Source organism: Burkholderia sp. KL41, assembly GCF_057005415.2.
The window spans coordinates 309992-325689 of sequence record NZ_CM189268.1 but is presented as its reverse complement, the minus strand read 5'-3'; the positions used below and the strand labels follow the sequence as shown (position 1 = coordinate 325689).

The following is a 15698-nucleotide window of genomic DNA, read 5'->3' as shown; positions in this document are numbered from 1 at the left end:
GCGCTGTGCTTCATGCGCTTCACGCGCCGAGCACGAGCCGCGCCGCCAGCGCGAGCAGCAAGGCCGGCAACATCACGCACGCGCCGACCGCGAGGAACGCGCCGAACCCGACCTGCAACCCTTCACGCCGGATGGCCGCGAGCCACAGAATCGTCGCGAGCGATCCGGTGACGGACAGGTTCGGCCCCAGATCGACGCCGATCAGGATCGCGTCGATCACCGTTTGCGGGCTGCGCGCGGCGTCGACCGTCGAACTCGCGATGAGCCCGGCAGGCAGGTTGTTGACCAGGTTCGACGCCAGCGCGATCGCAACGCCCGCCGCGGCCGCGGCGGTCTGCTCGCCGCTTGCCGTCAGCGCGCGCAGCAGCCCGGCGAGCGCACGCACCGCTCCGCTCCGGTCGAGCGCCTCGACGAGTACGAACAGCCCCGCGACGAGCGGCAACACGCTCCATGAAATCGCGCGAACGATCGGCACGCATGCGGTGCGATCCTTGACCAGCACGCATGCGACGGTGACGATCCCCGCCGCCGCGGTCGGCAATCCGAGCGGAAGATCGAGCGCCGACACCGTCATCAGCGCGGCGGCCGTGATCGCGATGCCGGCCAGCGCGATACGCCCGCCGCCGGTGAGCGACCGCGTCGGCAAACCGGATTCGCACCGGCCGCCGAGCGCGTGCCGCTGAGTCATCCGAAGCATCAGGAACGTGCATGCGATCGATGCGACGGACGGGATCGCGAAGTGGGCGAGCCATACGCCGAGCGACGGCATGCGCGCGCCGTACAGCACGAGATTCGCGGGGTTCGAGATCGGCAGCACGAAACTCGCCGCGTTCGCGACGAACGCGCAGATGTACAGCAGCGGCAGCGGATCGGCCTTCGCCCGGCGCGCGGCCGCGATGACCGCGGGCGTCAGCACGACGGCGGTCGCATCGTTCGACAGGAAGACCGTCGTCACGGTGCCCACCAGGTAGACGAGCGCGAACAGGCGCCGGGGCGAACCCTGCGCGAGATTGACGACGCGCGTCGCGACCCAGTCGAACAGTCCTTCGCGCCGCGCGACCTCGGACAGCAGCATCATGCCGGTCAGGAACAGGTACACGTCGCCGCCCTTCGCGACGGCATCGAGCGCCGGATGCACGGGCAACAGGCCGCACACGACCAGCAGCAACGCGCCGCTCACGGCCCAGGTTGCCTCGGGCCAGCCGAACGGGCGGGCGATGACGCCCGCCGTGGCGAGCGCGGAAATCAGCCATGCAAGCGAAACGGAATTCATGGGCAGGTCGGGAATCGCAGGGAGAAGGAAAGCACGTTCAGGACGACGCGGCCGGCAGGTCGGCCGGCTTGCCGCACACGCTGCTCAGCGCTCGCGCATGGCCGAGCCAGAGCGCGAGCGCGCCCGTCGACACGGCGCCCAGCACGACGAATGCGACCGGATAACCGAAGTGCTGCGCGAGCACGCCGCCCAGCACGGGACTGAGCGCCGCGCCGATCCCCTGCGCGGTCGCGACGGCGCCCTGCCCGGCGTTCACGCGGCCGGAGCCGTGCAGCAGGCGCACGACCAGCGCCGGCACGACGACGCTTTGCAGGCCGGCACCGATGCCGTCGAGCACCTGCACCGGCCAGACGCCCGCCTCGCTCATCAGCACGGCGGCAAGCACGCCCCTCACCGGCAACACCAGGTAGGAAAGCAGCAGCACGCGCCAATAACCGTGCGCGCGAATTAGCCGGGGCGCGACCCATGCGGCCGCGATCATCACGAGCTGTGCGATGACGATGGTTTGCGCGGTGAACATGCTCGCGTTGCTGCGATGCGTGGCGACCACGCCCATTCCGTAGAGCGGCAGCATCGCCGCGTTGCCGAGATGAAACAGCGCGAGCGACGCGCCGAGCAGGACCAGCGGCCGGTTCGAGACGAGCGTGCGCAAGCCGCCGGCGGGCGGCGCCGACGCGCCCATGGGCGGATCATCGCGCACGGCATGCGTTCGCGGCTCGACAGGGTCCCTGTCGAGGCCGCGTGCGCACGCGTGGTCGATGGCCCGTGCGGGAATCGCCAACGTACTCGCGATCGCGAGGAGCGTGAACACGGCGACGAGCGCGAACACCGCGTCGAATCCCGCATGCCAGCCGAGCCATCCGGCGAGCGCCGCGCCGACCACGTTGCCCGCATGGTTCGCCATCTGGTTGCGGCCGAACTGCCGGTCGAAACCCTGCCGGCGCGCGATGCCGAGCGTCACGCCCGCGACGGCCGGCGCCAGCGCCGCGCCGCCGACGGCGGCCAGGATCTGCGACGCCGCCACCGCCGGATAACCGTCGGCGAACATCAGCGCCAGCGAGGCCAGCGCCGTCACGGCGGTGGCCGTGACAATCAGCGCGCGCTTCGCGCGCAGCGCATCGACGAGCGCGCCGGCCGGCGGCGTCGCGGCCATCGCGGCGAGCCCGGCCAGCGTCATGACCGAGCCGATCGCGTCGGCGCTCCAGCCGCGCGACAGCAGGATCACGCCGACGAACGGGCCGATGCCGGCCTGCACGTCGGCCAGGAAGAAATTGAGCGCCTCGAGCGCGCGCGCCGCTCTCATCGTCGACGGGCAGTCATTCGTCGTCCACATCGACGAGCTCGGCGATCTCGCTCACTTCGAGCACCGCGCCGTACCGCGTGACGACGCCTTGCCCCCACGCCATGACGTGGATACCGGCGCGCAGATAGTCGCTCAGCTCGGCTGCCGCATGCGGCGGCATCCGCAGCACGACACCGTTCGTCAGCAACGCGCCGTTCAGCTCGCCTTTCGGGCCGTGCAGCGCGAACGCGACTTCGCCGCTCATCTCCATCAGCTTGCGGCCGCCATGCGGCGGCTTAGGCGCACCGGGCACGGGCCCGTTGTCGACGATGTCGACGCCGTGGCGCCCGGTCAGCTGCACCGCCACGATCATCGCGGCGCCGCGCGACTTGACGCCGCGCACGCGGATGCGGTCGCCCACCTCGACATGGCGAACCAGTTCGCGGCCCAGGTGCGGCGGCACGTGAACCTGCAGGTCGCCGTTCAGGATCAGGCCGTCGATGTCCCCGTGCGGGTTGAGCAGGAACTGTGTGACGCGGCCACGCGTTTCGGGCAGGCAGGCGGGATCGATCCAGTGCATGGCAGGACTCCTTGTGGGATGGCAGGAAGACGACGCGCGATCAGCGCACGACGTCGTCATAAAGATTCACGACGCGGCCCGGCGAGCCGAACGCGGTGGCCTGCAGCGCTTCGCCGTAGGCATTGCGCGTGCCGTATCCGACCGCGGCAACGCGCGCGCCGGGTACGAGCAGCGCGCCGAACTGCTGGGCGGCCGGCACCGTCAGCTTGACGATCGCGCCGCTGTCGAGCATCACGCCGTCCGGCTCGCCGCGCGGTGCGCGCATGACGCGCCGCACGACACCCGACACGCTGAGGCGGGCCAGATTGACGCCGCGCAGCGCGGGCGGCATCGGCGCGGCGGATGGCGGCGGCTGGTCGGACAACGATGCGCCGCTGCGGTCGTTGCGCACGACGCGCGCGTGGATGTCGTCGCCGACGCGACGTTCGCCGGCCACCGTTACCCGGTCGCCCGGCCGCGCGAGCGCGATCAGCTGCGTGCCGAGATGCGGCGGCACGCCGACGAGCGTCCCGTCGGTCAGCACGAAACCGTCGACCGCGCCTTCCGGGTTGATCGTCAGGCGCGAAAGCGTGCCGGACACGAGTGTGTCGGAGGCGACGGGCGACAGCGGCGGAGGCGGAAGAGGAGCCGGTTCGAAACCGGCGCGCGGCGGCGCACCGGGCGGTTCGTCCGCACGCGGCGGGGGTGGAACCTGCGCGGCGCAGGCGGTCGCCGCGGCGATCAGCGCGGCGGCGCACAGTCCGGCACAGCTGCGGCGCACGGCGACGCGGCGCGGCGGCCGCGAACGCGCGGCGCGTGGGGTCGACTTCATGGCGGGCTCCGGCAACGGGTTGCGATGCCGTGATATCTGCAACACGCGTGCCAGCACGCATGTGCCCGCCGGGCCGTGTATCGAACGATGAACCGTGCAACACGTGTCGGGATTCCCGACACGTTTTACCCGCCGTTGTCGGGAATCCCGACAGGCGTCATGGCGCCGCTAGTCGTCGCGCTCGATGCCCAGATGGGCCATGCGCGCATAGAGCGACTGACGGCCGATGCCGAGCTGCCGTGCCGCCTCCGCGCGATTGCCGTTCGCGCGCTCGAGCGCGCGCAGGATCGCGGCGCGCTCGACCGCCGCCAGCGCGTCGGGCAACGGCATGTCGAACAGCGGCGCGGGCAGCGCAAGCGCGTCGTCGCCGGGTGCCGGCACCGCCACGACGCCGAGCCCGAGATCGGCCGCGCCGATGGCCGGCCCGGGCGCCAGCGCGGCCGCCCGCTCCATCACGTTGCGCAGCTCACGCACGTTGCCGGGCCAGCGATGATCGAGCAACGCCCGCTGTGCGTCGTTCGTCAGGTGCAACGGGCGCGCGCCTGCCGCGCACGCCAGGAAATGCGCGGCCAGCGGCAGGATGTCGGCCACGCGATCCGCGAGCGGCGGCAGGTGCAGCGGAATCACGTTCAGCCGGTAGAACAGGTCTTCGCGAAACGTGCCGGTCGCGACGGCCTCGGCGAGATCGCGATGCGTCGCGGCCACCACCCGGATGTCGATCGCCGTCGGACGATCCGCACCGAGCGGCGTCACCTCGCGCTCCTGCAGCGCGCGCAACAGCTTGGCCTGCATGGCCGTGGGCATGTCGCCGATCTCGTCGAGAAACAGCGTGCCGCCGTCGGCCTCGACGAGCCGCCCGGCGCGATCGACGTGCGCCCCCGTAAACGCGCCGCGTCGATGCCCGAACAGTTCGCTTTCGAGCAGGTCGGCCGGAATCGCCGCGCAGTTGACCGCGACGAACGGCCCGGCATGCCGCATCGACGCGGCATGCAGCACGCGCGCCGCCACTTCCTTGCCGGTGCCCGTCTCGCCGGTGACGAGCACGGTCGCGTCGCTCGTCGCGGCCCGGCCGATCTGCTTCTGCACGTCGCGCATCGCGGCGCTCACGCCCAGCAGCCGGGGGCGGGCCGACGCGGGTTCGCGCGCAAACCCGCCGCCGTGCGGCTCGACGGCCGCCGGCGGCGCGTTCGCGGAAACGATGCGCGCGAGCAGTTGCGCGATGTCGCGACGCCCGATCGGCTTGGTCAGGTGATCGAACGCGCCGAGTCGCATCGCGTCGATCGTGTTGTCGCTGGTCGCATGCGCGGTCAGCATCACGACCGGGATCGCGGCCAGCGCGGGATCGTCGCGCAGCTGCGCGAGCACCGCGAGCCCGTCCAGGTCGGGCAAGCGGAAATCCAGAAAGATGCAGTCGACGCGGCCGCCGTCGCGCAGCGCGCTCAACGCCGCGCGCCCGGCTCCGGCTTCGACGACCCGATGACCGAGATCGGCGAGCGTCTCGGCCAGGCCGTCGCGAAATGCCGCGTCGTCGTCGACTATGAGGATGGTTGCCATGGGATTTCAATGACGAAGGATGCGCCGCGCGGGGCGTCGTCGAGCCACGCCTGGCCGCCATGCGCCGCGGCCACTTCACGGACGACGGCAAGACCGAGGCCGGTACCGTCCGCCCGCCCCGTCACGAACGGCTCGAAAATCCGCTCGCGCTGTTCGGCGGGAACCCCGGGTCCGGTATCCGACACGGTGATCCGCAGCCAGTCGCGTCCGGCGAACGTGCGACGCGCGGCGGCGAGCGTGACCGCACCGCCGTCGCCGGCATGGCGCAGCGCGTTGAGCAACAGGTTGTCGAGCGCGCGACGCATCTGGTCGGGATCGAACATGGGGAACGCGGCGGGCTGCGCAAGGCGTTCGCCCTGCTCGCCGGGCAGCCATGCGAGATCGATCGCCTGCCGCTGCGCGAGCTCGCGGTGCGTGTCGACGACCTGCGCGAGCCACGCGTCGACGTCGACGCGCGTCGCATGCGGGCTGACCGGCTGCGTCAGCGCGAGCAGGCCCGACAGTTGCGCATCGATGCGTTCGATCTGCGCCAGGATCACGCGCAGCGCGTCCTGCTGCCGTCGGCTGTCGCCGGCCAGCGCGTTTTCGGCTTTCAGCCGCATCGCGCCCATCGGGTTGCGAATCTCGTGCGCGACCTGCGCGGCCAGTTTGCCGAGCATCCCGAAGCGTTCCGCCTGCGCGAGCCGCGTGCGGAGTTCGGCGGCCTGCTGTTGCAGTTGCTCGGCGCGCCGCGCATGCGTGTTGAACGCATCGATGATCCGGTCGAGATCGGGCTCGCCGACATACGGCAGGTGCGGTGCGCGGCCGTCGGGCGCCAACCCGGCTTCGATCCGCGCGAGATTGCCCTTCCAGCGCCGCAGCGCGATCGCGAGCGCCGCCGCGATCGCGAGAATCACCGCGAGCACGCCGGCAAGGCCCGTCGCCAGCAGCTCGCCGTGCCGGCCGAGCGGCGGGCGGGCGCGCGTCAGCATCCAGACGAACAGGCCCGATCCGGCGCGGACCGGACACGCCGCCGCGATCACGGCATCCTGCGCGCCCTCGACGGCATTCGACGTCGTGGCACGCGTCGCGGCGGCCGCGCGCAGCGTGCGGAGAATCAGCGGCGTTTCCGCGTCCGGCACGTCGCGCTTGATGCCGCTGCCTTGATAAGTCGGAAAGGAATACGCGAGAAAACCGCTCGCCGCGGGTGCGCCGCCGGCCGTCCAGAAACCGCCTTCCATGTCCGGCGCGCGCGCCAGAACAATATCGAGAATCGCATGCATCAGCGCCGAATCGGGCTGCGCGCCGGCCGGCGCGGACGCATCGTAGCGCGACGCGACCGCTTCGCAGGCCGCTTCACCAGCGGCCCGCGCGCCGGCGATCTGCTGCCCTTCGGCGGAACTGGCCATCACCCAGACGACCGCGACGAGCGTCGCGCAGAGCGTCGCGACGAGCGCCCAGAGCATGACGAGTTGAGTGGAAAACGGCGGACGCTTCATCGGATCGGGCAGGCGGTCGAGGGCGACAGGATAACGTAAAGCATACGACGCCGGGATCCGCGCCGCCGGCCTGCCGGATCGGGCAGGCCATCGCGCCGGACGGCAGCGGCCGCCATCGGGAAAGGCCGCTGAAAGATCGAACCGCTAGACTGCCTCCGGCTCGACGCCTCCAACCCTCCCCCTCGAGGACCGCATGCGCGCCCTTTCTTTCCGAAGGCTATCGGTCGCGTTGTTCGCCGTCGGCGCGCTGCTCGGCGCCGCGTCCGCCAGCCGCGCATGCGACGTGCCCGCGCCGGTGCGGACGATCGATCCGCCCGGCTATTACGACGACCCGACCGGCTACGCGCGCGACGTGAAGCCGATGCGCGATTTCATCGCGAAGCTGAACGCGGCGGCGGAACACGCCGACTGGTCGTGCGCGCTGACCCTGCTCGACAGCTGGGCGCAAGCGGATGCGCTGATGGGCAAGATATCCGGTTATCAAGGGTATGACGAGCGTTCGTGGGCCGGCACCGACTTCGCGATGGTGATCCTGCGCATGCCGCGCGGCATGCGCGAAGCGAACCGTGCGCAGTTCAACGCAATCGACCCGTGGCTCGAACGCATCGCGATCGCCACCCGCGATTCGGAAGCGATCAACCACCTGCACAACAACCTCGTGTATTGGGCGGGCCTCGACCTGATCGCCATCGGCACCGTGACCGACAACGCGAGCCTGATCGATTCCGGCCTGCTGCGGGTACGCGAAGGAATCCGCGACATCGCCACCGACGGTTCGCTCGCGCGTGAGGTCAAACGCGGCAACCGCGCGCTGCACTATCACACCTTCGCGCTGCTGCCGCTCGTGTTCGCGGCGGAACTCGTGCAACGGCGCAAGATCGACCTGTACCGCGAGAACGGCGGCGCGATCGGCCGCCTCGCCAACCTCGTGATCGACGCGGTGGAGAATCCCGACAGTTTCAGGACGATCACGCCGGTCAGGCAGGACCTGTTCCCGTGGACGTTCCGCGACGAGCTGAGCTGGGTCGAGCCGTACTATGCGCGCTTCGGCGATCGCCGCCTGCCGGCGATCATCGCGCCGCGCCGCCCGTTCAGCGAATGGCGGCTCGGCGGCGACGTGACCGCGGTGTGGGGTGCACCGCTGCCGTAACGGTCGCCGCGCGCGTTCGGGAGGTTTTGCCGTCGCGAACCGCCGCGACGGCGAAACGCGCCGGGCCATGATCACGGATCGTGTCGACGCCCGTTTCAGCCGCTTTCCAGTACGAAATTGTTCGGGCGACGCACGACCTCGCGCAGCCTCGCGCGAACGGCGTGCCGGCCAGGCCTGGCCATTCACGTATCAGCGCGCAGCGCCCGGGACGGGCTCGTTCATCGCGTCGCCGTATCGCTCCGCGCGCTCGACGATGCGCGCGAGCCGGATGATGTCGGTCAGCGCGAAATCGTTCGCATCCGGCCTCGGACGATCGTGCTCGTCCGCCACGCGCATCGCGAACGCGAGCGCTTCCGAGCGCTCGCGCAACAACGTGCGCAGCGCATCCGCGATGATCCGGCGGTCGCGCGGATCGCCCAGGCCGAGCGCGGCCCCGCGATCGTATTCGACGGCCGGCGTCGCGAGCGGCGACGCCGTCAGCATGGCGATCCCGCGCATCGGTACCGTGTTCCGTTTCATGTCCACCTCCCGTTGACGGGCGGCCAGGGCGCGACGCCTCACCGCCGGTTCGACCGCGACACCACGTCGATCCACACCGCGAGCACCAGCACCGCGCCCTTGACGATCATCTGCCAGTACGCGTCGACGTCGAGCATCGACATGCCGTTGTCGAGGCTCGCCATCACGAGCGCGCCGATCAGCGCGCCGTACACGGTGCCCGAGCCGCCGCGCATCGACGTGCCGCCGATGAAGCACGCGGCGATCGCGTCGAGTTCGCCCATCGTGCCCGCCGACGGCGAACCGGCCGCGAGCCGCGCGGTGTTCACGATGCCCGCGAACGCGCACATCAGCCCCATCAGCGCGAAGATCGCGAGCTTCACGCGGTCGGTATCGACGCCGGACAACCGCGTCGCCTCGAGATTCGAGCCCACCGCATAAATGCGCCGGCCGAACACGGTCTGCGTCGCGATCCACGAGAACACGCCGAGCAGCGCGAGCAGCAACAGCACCGGCACCGGGATGCCGCCGTAGCGGTCGAGCGTCGCGACGAACGCGAACAGCACGGCCCCCGCGCCCACGATCTTGACGGCGTCCTGCCACAGCGGCGCGACCGCGAGCCGGTAGCGACGCCGCGTGCCGCGCTGGCGCACGACCAGCAGCGCGACGAGCGCGAACAGCAGCAGCGCGAGGCCATCGCCGGCCACGCGCGGCAGGTAGCCCTGCCCGAGGAACACGAAGCCGTCGGACACCGGGGCGATCGTCGAGCCGCCCGTCACGCCGAGCAGGATTCCGCGAAACGCGAGCATCCCGCCGAGCCCGACGATGAACGACGGCACGCGCCGGTAGGTCGACCACCAGCCGTTGAAAAGCCCGATCAGCACACCGAGCGCGAGCACCGCCGGGACCGTCGCGGCGACGGGCCAGTGGCGGTTCACGTCGAGGATCGCCGCGACGCCGCCGAGCAGCCCGAGCAGCGAGCCGACCGACAGGTCGATCTCGCCTGCGATGATCACGAACACCATCCCGCACGCGAGCATGCCGGTGATCGACATCTGCCGCAGCAGGTTCGACACGTTGCGCGGCGTGACGAACGCGCCGTCGGTCAGCACCGAGAAGAACGCCCAGATCGCCGCGACCGCGAGCAGCAGCGCGAGGATCTTGTAGCGCACGAAGACCTGGCGAAGCTGGCTGCCGGTCGAGCGCCCGGCCGGGTGCCCTGCTTCGTGGCCGCTTGAACGGCGCGCATCCGCGTCCTGCGTCGCCGGGGTGGAGGAAGAAAGTTCGGAATTCATGTCGCACTCGTTGCGGTGGGTTCGGTCGGCCGCCGGCCGGATTTCAGCGCGGCGCCGAGGATCTGTTCCTGTGTCAGGCCGTCGTTGACGAAGTCGCCGCGCAGCTCGCCTTCGCCGATCACCAGCACGCGATCGGCGAGCCCGAGCACCTCGGGCATTTCCGACGACACGACGATCAGCGCGACGCCGCGCTTCGCGAGCGCGAACACGAGGCGGTAGATCTCCGCTTTCGCGCCCACGTCGACGCCGCGTGTCGGCTCGTCGAGAATCAGCACCTGCGGCTCGGCCAGCAGCATCTTCGCGAGCACGGCCTTCTGCTGGTTGCCGCCGGACAGGCTCGCGATCGGCAGGAACGGATGCGCGGCACGCACCGACAGCCGCTGCATCTCGGTGCGGATCGCGTCCAGCTCGGCGGCCGCGTCGATCCGGCCGCGCGCCGCGAAGCGCCGCAGCACCGTCAGCGTGATGTTGTGGCCGACACCGAGCTGCGGCACGATGCCGTGGCGCTTGCGGTCCTCGGGCACCATCGCGATGCCGGCGCGGATCGCATCGGCGGGCGTGCGGATCGACAGCGGCCGGCCGTTCATCAGCACGGTCGCCGTGCTCGCGCCCGGATACGCGCCGAAGATCGCCTGCATCAGCTCGGTACGACCCGCGCCGACGAGCCCCGCGACACCGAGGATCTCGCCGCGCCGCACGCTGAACGACACGTCGTCCACCCGCTTGCGGCGCGGGTTCGTCACGTCGCGGCAGGTGACGTGGCGCGCTTCCAGCACGACGTCGCCGATCTCGTGCGGCTCGCGCGGATACAGATCGCGAATCTCGCGGCCGACCATCATCGCGATGATCCGGTCGGTCGTCAGCGCGCGCATCGGCTCGGTCGCGACATGGCGGCCGTCGCGGATCACCGTCACCGTGTCGCACACCGCCTCGACCTCGTCGAGCTTGTGCGAGATGTACACGCACGCGACGCCGCGGCGCTTCAGGTCGCGCACGATGTCGAGCAGGATGCGCGTTTCGGACGCGCTCAGCGACGACGAAGGTTCGTCGAGGATCAGCAGCTTCGCGCGCTTGTTCAGCGCCTTCGCGATCTCGATCAGCTGCTGGTGGCCGCCGCCGTAGTTCATCACCGGCTGCGCGACGTTGATCGAGTCGATCCGCAGTTCGTGCAGCAGTGCCTCGGCACGCTGCACCATCGCCGCATAGTTCATGCGCCCGCCCGGCAGCGTGATCTCGTTGCCGAGAAAGATGTTCTCGGCCACCGACAGCTCGGGCACGAGCATCAGTTCCTGGTGGATGATCACGATGCCCGCACGCTCGGTGTCGCGCACGCCGGACGCGACGAGCGGCGCGCCCTCCCAGCGGATCTCGCCCTCCCACGTGCCGTGCGGATACACGCCCGACAGCACTTTCATCAGCGTCGATTTGCCCGCGCCGTTCTCGCCGCACAGCCCCACGCATTCGCCCGGCCGCACCACCAGGTCGATGCCGTCGAGCGCCTTCACGCCGTCGAATTCCTTGACGATGCCGCGCATCGTCAGCAAGGGTTCGGTCATTCGCTCATGCCTCGCAGTGTGCGCGCGGACGCACCGGTGGGCCGCCCGCGCGCCGCGCCGTTACTGGCTCGCCAGCTGCGCCTGGGTATAGAAGCCGTCCTTCACGACGACGTCGACGTTGCGCTTGGTCAACAGCGTCGGCTGCAGCAGCACCGTGTCGACCTTCTTCTTGCCGTTGTCGTATTGCGCGTTGAACGCCGGTTTCGTGCCCTTCGCGAGATCCACCGCGAGTTTCGCCGCTTCGCTCGCGATCAGCTTGAGCGGCTTGTAGACGGTCATCGTCTGCGTGCCGGCGATCACGCGCTTGACCGCCGCGAGATCCGCGTCCTGCCCGGACACCGGCACCTTGCCGGCCAGGTGCTGCGCGGCGAGCGCCTGGATCGCGCCGCCCGCGGTGCCGTCGTTCGACGCGACGATCGCGTCGATCTTGTTGTTGTTCGCGGTCAGCGCATCCTCGACGATCCGCAGCGCGGTCGACGCGCTCCACTCCGGCACCCACTGCTGGCCGACGACCTTGATGTCGCCGCGATCGATCGCCGGCTTCAGCACCTTCAGCTGCCCTTCGCGCAGCATCTTCGCGTTGTTGTCGGTCGGCGCGCCGCCGAGCAGGAAATAGTTGCCCTTCGGCTTCGCGTCGACGACGCCCTGCGCCTGCAGTTCGCCGACCTTCTCGTTGTCGAACGAGATGTAGGCATCGACGTCGGCGTCGAGGATCAGCCGGTCGTACGACACCACCTTGATGCCGGCCTTGCGCGCTTCGGCGACCACGTTGCCGAGCGTCTTCGAGTTGAACGGGACGATCACGATCACGTCCACGCCGCGCGAGATCAGGTTCTCGATCTGCGAGATCTGCCGCTCCTCGCTCGCGTCCGCGGACTGCACGGACACCTTCGCGCCGAGCTTCGTCGCGGCGGCCACGAAATAGTCGCGGTCGCGCGACCAGCGCTCGACGCGCAGGTCGTCGATGCAGAAGCCGATTTCAGGCTTGTCCTTGCTCGCATGCGCGAGCGGGGCGCCCAGCGCGAGAACCGCCAGCGCGGCGGCGCCGGCCAGTGCATTCAATACGGTACGACGCGTTACGGATTTCATGTCTGTCTCCATTCCTCTCTTTATTGGACTACTCCACGAACGCCGGGCAGCCGCCAAAGCCGGTCGCCCATCGTCTTGCCACCGCTTCGTGCGGCCTGTCACACGCCCGTCACGCGCCTGTCGCAAACACCGGTTCGAGCGCCCGATACAGCGCGCGAAACGTCGGCCGCCGCGCGTCGCGATACCACGCGTGGCGCGCCATGTCGGGCTCCCGTACCGCGACGACGGGCGGCTGCGGGCACACCGCGTCGAGCGGCGCATCCGGTTCGAGCGCGAGATGCGCGAGCCGCGCGGCGCCGAGCGCCGGGCCGACTTCGCCGCCCGCGCGCAAGGTCAGCGCGCGGCCGCTCAGGTCGGCCAGCATCTGCGTCCAGTACGCGCTGCGCGAGCCGCCGCCGATCACCGTGATGCCGTCGGGCGCAAGCCCGGCCGCATGCAGCGCGTCGATCCCGTCGAGCAGCGCGAAGCCGACGCCTTCGAGCGTCGCGTTCGCGAGATCCGCGCGCCGCGTATCGGGCGTCATCCCGTAGAACACGCCCTTCGCATTCACGTCGTTGTGCGGCGTGCGCTCGCCGCTCAGGTAAGGCAGGAACCACGGGCGCTCCGCGCGTGCGTTCGCTTCCGCGTCGGCGAGCAGCGCGGCAACGCCGTCGTAGCCGGCCAGTTGCGAGGTGAAATCGACGCAGCCGGCCGCGTTCAGCATCACCGACATCAGGTGCCATGTGCGCGGCAACGCGTGACAGAAACTGTGAACCGCCGATTCGGGATTCGCGCGGAAACCGTCCGACACCGCGAAGTAGACGCCCGACGTACCGAGCGACAGCAGCGCATCGCCGGGCTGCACGATCCCGACACCCACCGCGCCGGCCGCGTTGTCGCCGCCGCCCGCGACGACCGGGATCTCGCGCAACCCGAGCGCGCGTGCAACGGCCGGCAGCAGCGTGCCGGTGATGCGGTTGCCCTCGAACACGGCGGGCATCTGCGCGCGCGAGAGCCCGCATGCGGCGAGCAGCGTGTCGTCGTAATCGCGCTTCGCGACATCGAGCCACAGCGTGCCGGCCGCATCCGACGGATCGGTCGCGAACGCGCCGGTCAACCGGTAGCGCAGATAATCCTTCGGCAGCAGCACATGGGCGATCCGCGCGAATACGTCCGGCTCGTGCCGGTGCACCCACAGCAGCTTCGGCGCGGTAAAACCCGGCATCGCGAGATTGCCGGCGACGGCGCGCAGCGTGGGCGCGAGCCGCTCGAGTTCCGCGCACTCCGCATCCGCGCGGCCGTCGTTCCACAGGATCGCGGAGCGCAGCACGTCGCCGCGCGCATCGAGCAGCGTCGCACCGTGCATCTGCCCGGTCAGGCCGAGCGCATCGATGGTGCGCGGATCGATGCCGGCCGCGCGCGCATCGGCGACGAGCGCCGCCAGCGCGCCGCACGCCGCGTCCCACCAGTCGCGCGGCGCCTGTTCGGACCAGCGCGGCCGCGGCCGGCTCACCGCCAGCGGCCGGCTCGCGCTGGCCCGCACCGCGCCGTCGCGGTCGAGCAGCACGGCCTTCACGCCCGACGTACCGAGGTCGACTCCGATGTACATGGCGTCAGCGCAGCCCGTAGATGGCCTGGTTCACGATGTTCTCGAGCCGCTCCTGCCCGCCGCTCGCATGCTGCGGGTTCACGCCGCGCGCGAGCGCGTCGGCGGCGAGCGATTCCAGCGTGTAGCCGCCCGACAGGATCTCGCGGCCGAACGCGCTGTCCCACTGCGCGTAGCGCTGCCGGCGCAGCGCGTCGAGCCGGTCGTTCGCGACCAGCACGGCGGCGCGCTCGAGCGCGAGCGCGAGCACGTCGATCGCGCCCACATGGCCGTGGAACAGGTCTTCCGGATCGACGCTCTGGCGCCGCACCTTCGCGTCGAAGTTCATGCCGCCGGTGGTGAAGCCGCCGTGGCGCAGGATCTCGTAGAACGCGAGGGTCAGCTCCTCGACGCTGTTCGGGAACTGGTCGGTGTCCCAGCCGTTCTGCGGATCGCCGCGATTCGCGTCGACGCTGCCGAACACGCTGAGCGCGAACGCGTTCGCGATCTCGTGATGGAACGAATGGCCGGCGAGCGTCGCGTGGTTCGCCTCGATGTTCACGCGGATCTCGTTCTGCAATCCGAATTGCGTGAGAAAACCGTGCACGGTCGCGACGTCGTAGTCGTACTGGTGCTTGGTCGGCTCCTGCGGCTTCGGCTCGATCAGCAGCGCACCCTTGAAACCGATCCGGTGCTTGTGCTCGACGACCATCGACAGGAAGCGCGCGAACTGCTCGCGCTCGCGCACGAGATCGGTATTGAGCAGCGTCTCGTAGCCTTCGCGGCCGCCCCACAGCACGTAGTTCTCGCCGCCGAGCCGGTGCGTCGCGTCGAGCGCGTGGCGCACCTGGGTCGCCGCCCACGCGAACACGTCGGGATTCGGGTTGGTCGCCGCGCCCGCCGCGAAGCGCGGATGCGAGAACAGGTTCGCGGTGCCCCACAGCAGCCGCACGCCCGTGGCCTGCTGACGCTCGCCCAGGTAGTCCGTCATCCGCGCGAAATTCTCGACGTACTCGCGCAGGCTGTCGCCTTCCGGCGCGACGTCGGTGTCGTGGAACGTATAGAACGGCGTGCCGAGCTTCGTGAAGAACGCGAACGCCGCATCCGCCTTCTGCCGCGCCCGCTCGAGCGGGTCGCCCGGCTGCTGCCACGGCCGCCGGAACGCGCCCTGGCCGAAGATGTCGTGCCCCGGCCACACGAACGTATGCCAGTAGCACACCGCGATGCGCAAGTGTTCCTCGAGCGTCTTGCCGAGCACCTGCTTCGTGCGGTCGTAATGGCGGTAGGCAAGCGGGTTGTCCGATTGCGGACCTTCGTAGCGAATCGCGGGAATCTGTTCGAAATACGACATGGCGTCTCCGTCCGGTTTCTTGTTGCAGTGCGGCGCGCGGCGCGTTGGCGTGCGGGCCGAATTCGATCTGGCTGGATCGTGCCCGCGCGCCCCCGCCCCCGCAATTGCGAAATTGCGCAGCACGCTTAACGTTTCTTGCCAGCGCGCTGCGCACCGCACGCGTTCCGTCCTACAATCGCCGGACACCAGACAAGCGCGCGGCACCGTCCGCGCCCCC

General features: G+C 70.3%; 13 protein-coding genes. 1 reads left to right on the top strand and 12 read right to left on the bottom strand.

What is annotated here, in order from left to right; all coding sequences use genetic code 11:
• Window positions 1-19: 19 nt before the first annotated feature.
• From PQB87_RS35525 to PQB87_RS35500, 6 genes are all read right to left on the bottom strand, one after another.
• Window positions 20-1273, bottom strand: coding sequence for an arsenic transporter (locus PQB87_RS35525; protein WP_059686181.1), 1254 nt, complete (start codon window positions 1271-1273; stop codon window positions 20-22).
• Between the two features lie 37 nt (window positions 1274-1310).
• Entirely contained in the window at window positions 1311-2576 is a 1266-nt protein-coding gene (locus PQB87_RS35520) for an MFS transporter (protein ID WP_111939616.1), read from the bottom strand.
• A 13-nt stretch (window positions 2577-2589) separates the two neighbouring features.
• The gene (locus PQB87_RS35515) at window positions 2590-3135 is read right to left on the bottom strand and encodes a hypothetical protein (protein ID WP_021163229.1); all 546 of its coding nucleotides are present in this window, start codon (window positions 3133-3135) and stop codon (window positions 2590-2592) included.
• Between the two features lie 40 nt (window positions 3136-3175).
• Window positions 3176-3946 carry a hypothetical protein gene (locus PQB87_RS35510; protein ID WP_489244978.1) on the bottom strand — a complete coding sequence of 257 codons (771 nt, stop codon included), beginning with the start codon at window positions 3944-3946 and terminating at the stop codon, window positions 3176-3178.
• Between the two features lie 168 nt (window positions 3947-4114).
• Complete coding sequence (locus PQB87_RS35505; protein ID WP_489244977.1) at window positions 4115-5500, bottom strand: sigma-54-dependent transcriptional regulator; 1386 nt, start codon at window positions 5498-5500, stop codon at window positions 4115-4117.
• Window positions 5482-6978, bottom strand: a complete 1497-nt coding sequence (locus PQB87_RS35500) for a sensor histidine kinase (RefSeq protein WP_489244975.1) — start codon at window positions 6976-6978, stop codon at window positions 5482-5484. The genes PQB87_RS35505 and PQB87_RS35500 overlap by 19 nt, the downstream gene beginning before the upstream one ends.
• 193 nt (window positions 6979-7171) lie before the next feature.
• On the opposite strand from PQB87_RS35500, the gene PQB87_RS35495 reads away from it, so the two are divergent.
• The gene (locus tag PQB87_RS35495; protein ID WP_489244973.1) at window positions 7172-8128 is read left to right on the top strand and encodes a mannuronate-specific alginate lyase; all 957 of its coding nucleotides are present in this window, start codon (window positions 7172-7174) and stop codon (window positions 8126-8128) included.
• 189 nt (window positions 8129-8317) lie between these two features.
• Here PQB87_RS35495 and PQB87_RS35490 read toward each other — a convergent pair whose 3' ends face one another.
• From PQB87_RS35490 to xylA, 6 genes are all read right to left on the bottom strand, one after another.
• A complete protein-coding gene (locus PQB87_RS35490) occupies window positions 8318-8647 on the bottom strand; it encodes a hypothetical protein (protein ID WP_059686194.1) in 330 nt (109 codons plus the stop codon).
• Between the two features lie 38 nt (window positions 8648-8685).
• Entirely contained in the window at window positions 8686-9921 is a 1236-nt protein-coding gene (locus PQB87_RS35485; RefSeq protein WP_059686195.1) for a sugar ABC transporter permease, read from the bottom strand.
• The gene (gene xylG, locus PQB87_RS35480; RefSeq protein ID WP_060372528.1) at window positions 9918-11477 is read right to left on the bottom strand and encodes a D-xylose ABC transporter ATP-binding protein; all 1560 of its coding nucleotides are present in this window, start codon (window positions 11475-11477) and stop codon (window positions 9918-9920) included. The genes PQB87_RS35485 and xylG overlap by 4 nt, the downstream gene beginning before the upstream one ends.
• A gap of 60 nt (window positions 11478-11537) precedes the next feature.
• Window positions 11538-12566, bottom strand: coding sequence for a D-xylose ABC transporter substrate-binding protein (gene xylF, locus PQB87_RS35475; RefSeq protein ID WP_489244970.1), 1029 nt, complete (start codon window positions 12564-12566; stop codon window positions 11538-11540).
• A 109-nt stretch (window positions 12567-12675) separates the two neighbouring features.
• Window positions 12676-14154 carry a xylulokinase gene (gene xylB, locus PQB87_RS35470; protein WP_489244968.1) on the bottom strand — a complete coding sequence of 493 codons (1479 nt, stop codon included), beginning with the start codon at window positions 14152-14154 and terminating at the stop codon, window positions 12676-12678.
• A gap of 4 nt (window positions 14155-14158) precedes the next feature.
• Entirely contained in the window at window positions 14159-15481 is a 1323-nt protein-coding gene (gene xylA / locus PQB87_RS35465) for a xylose isomerase (RefSeq protein ID WP_489244966.1), read from the bottom strand.
• Window positions 15482-15698 lie beyond the last annotated feature (217 nt).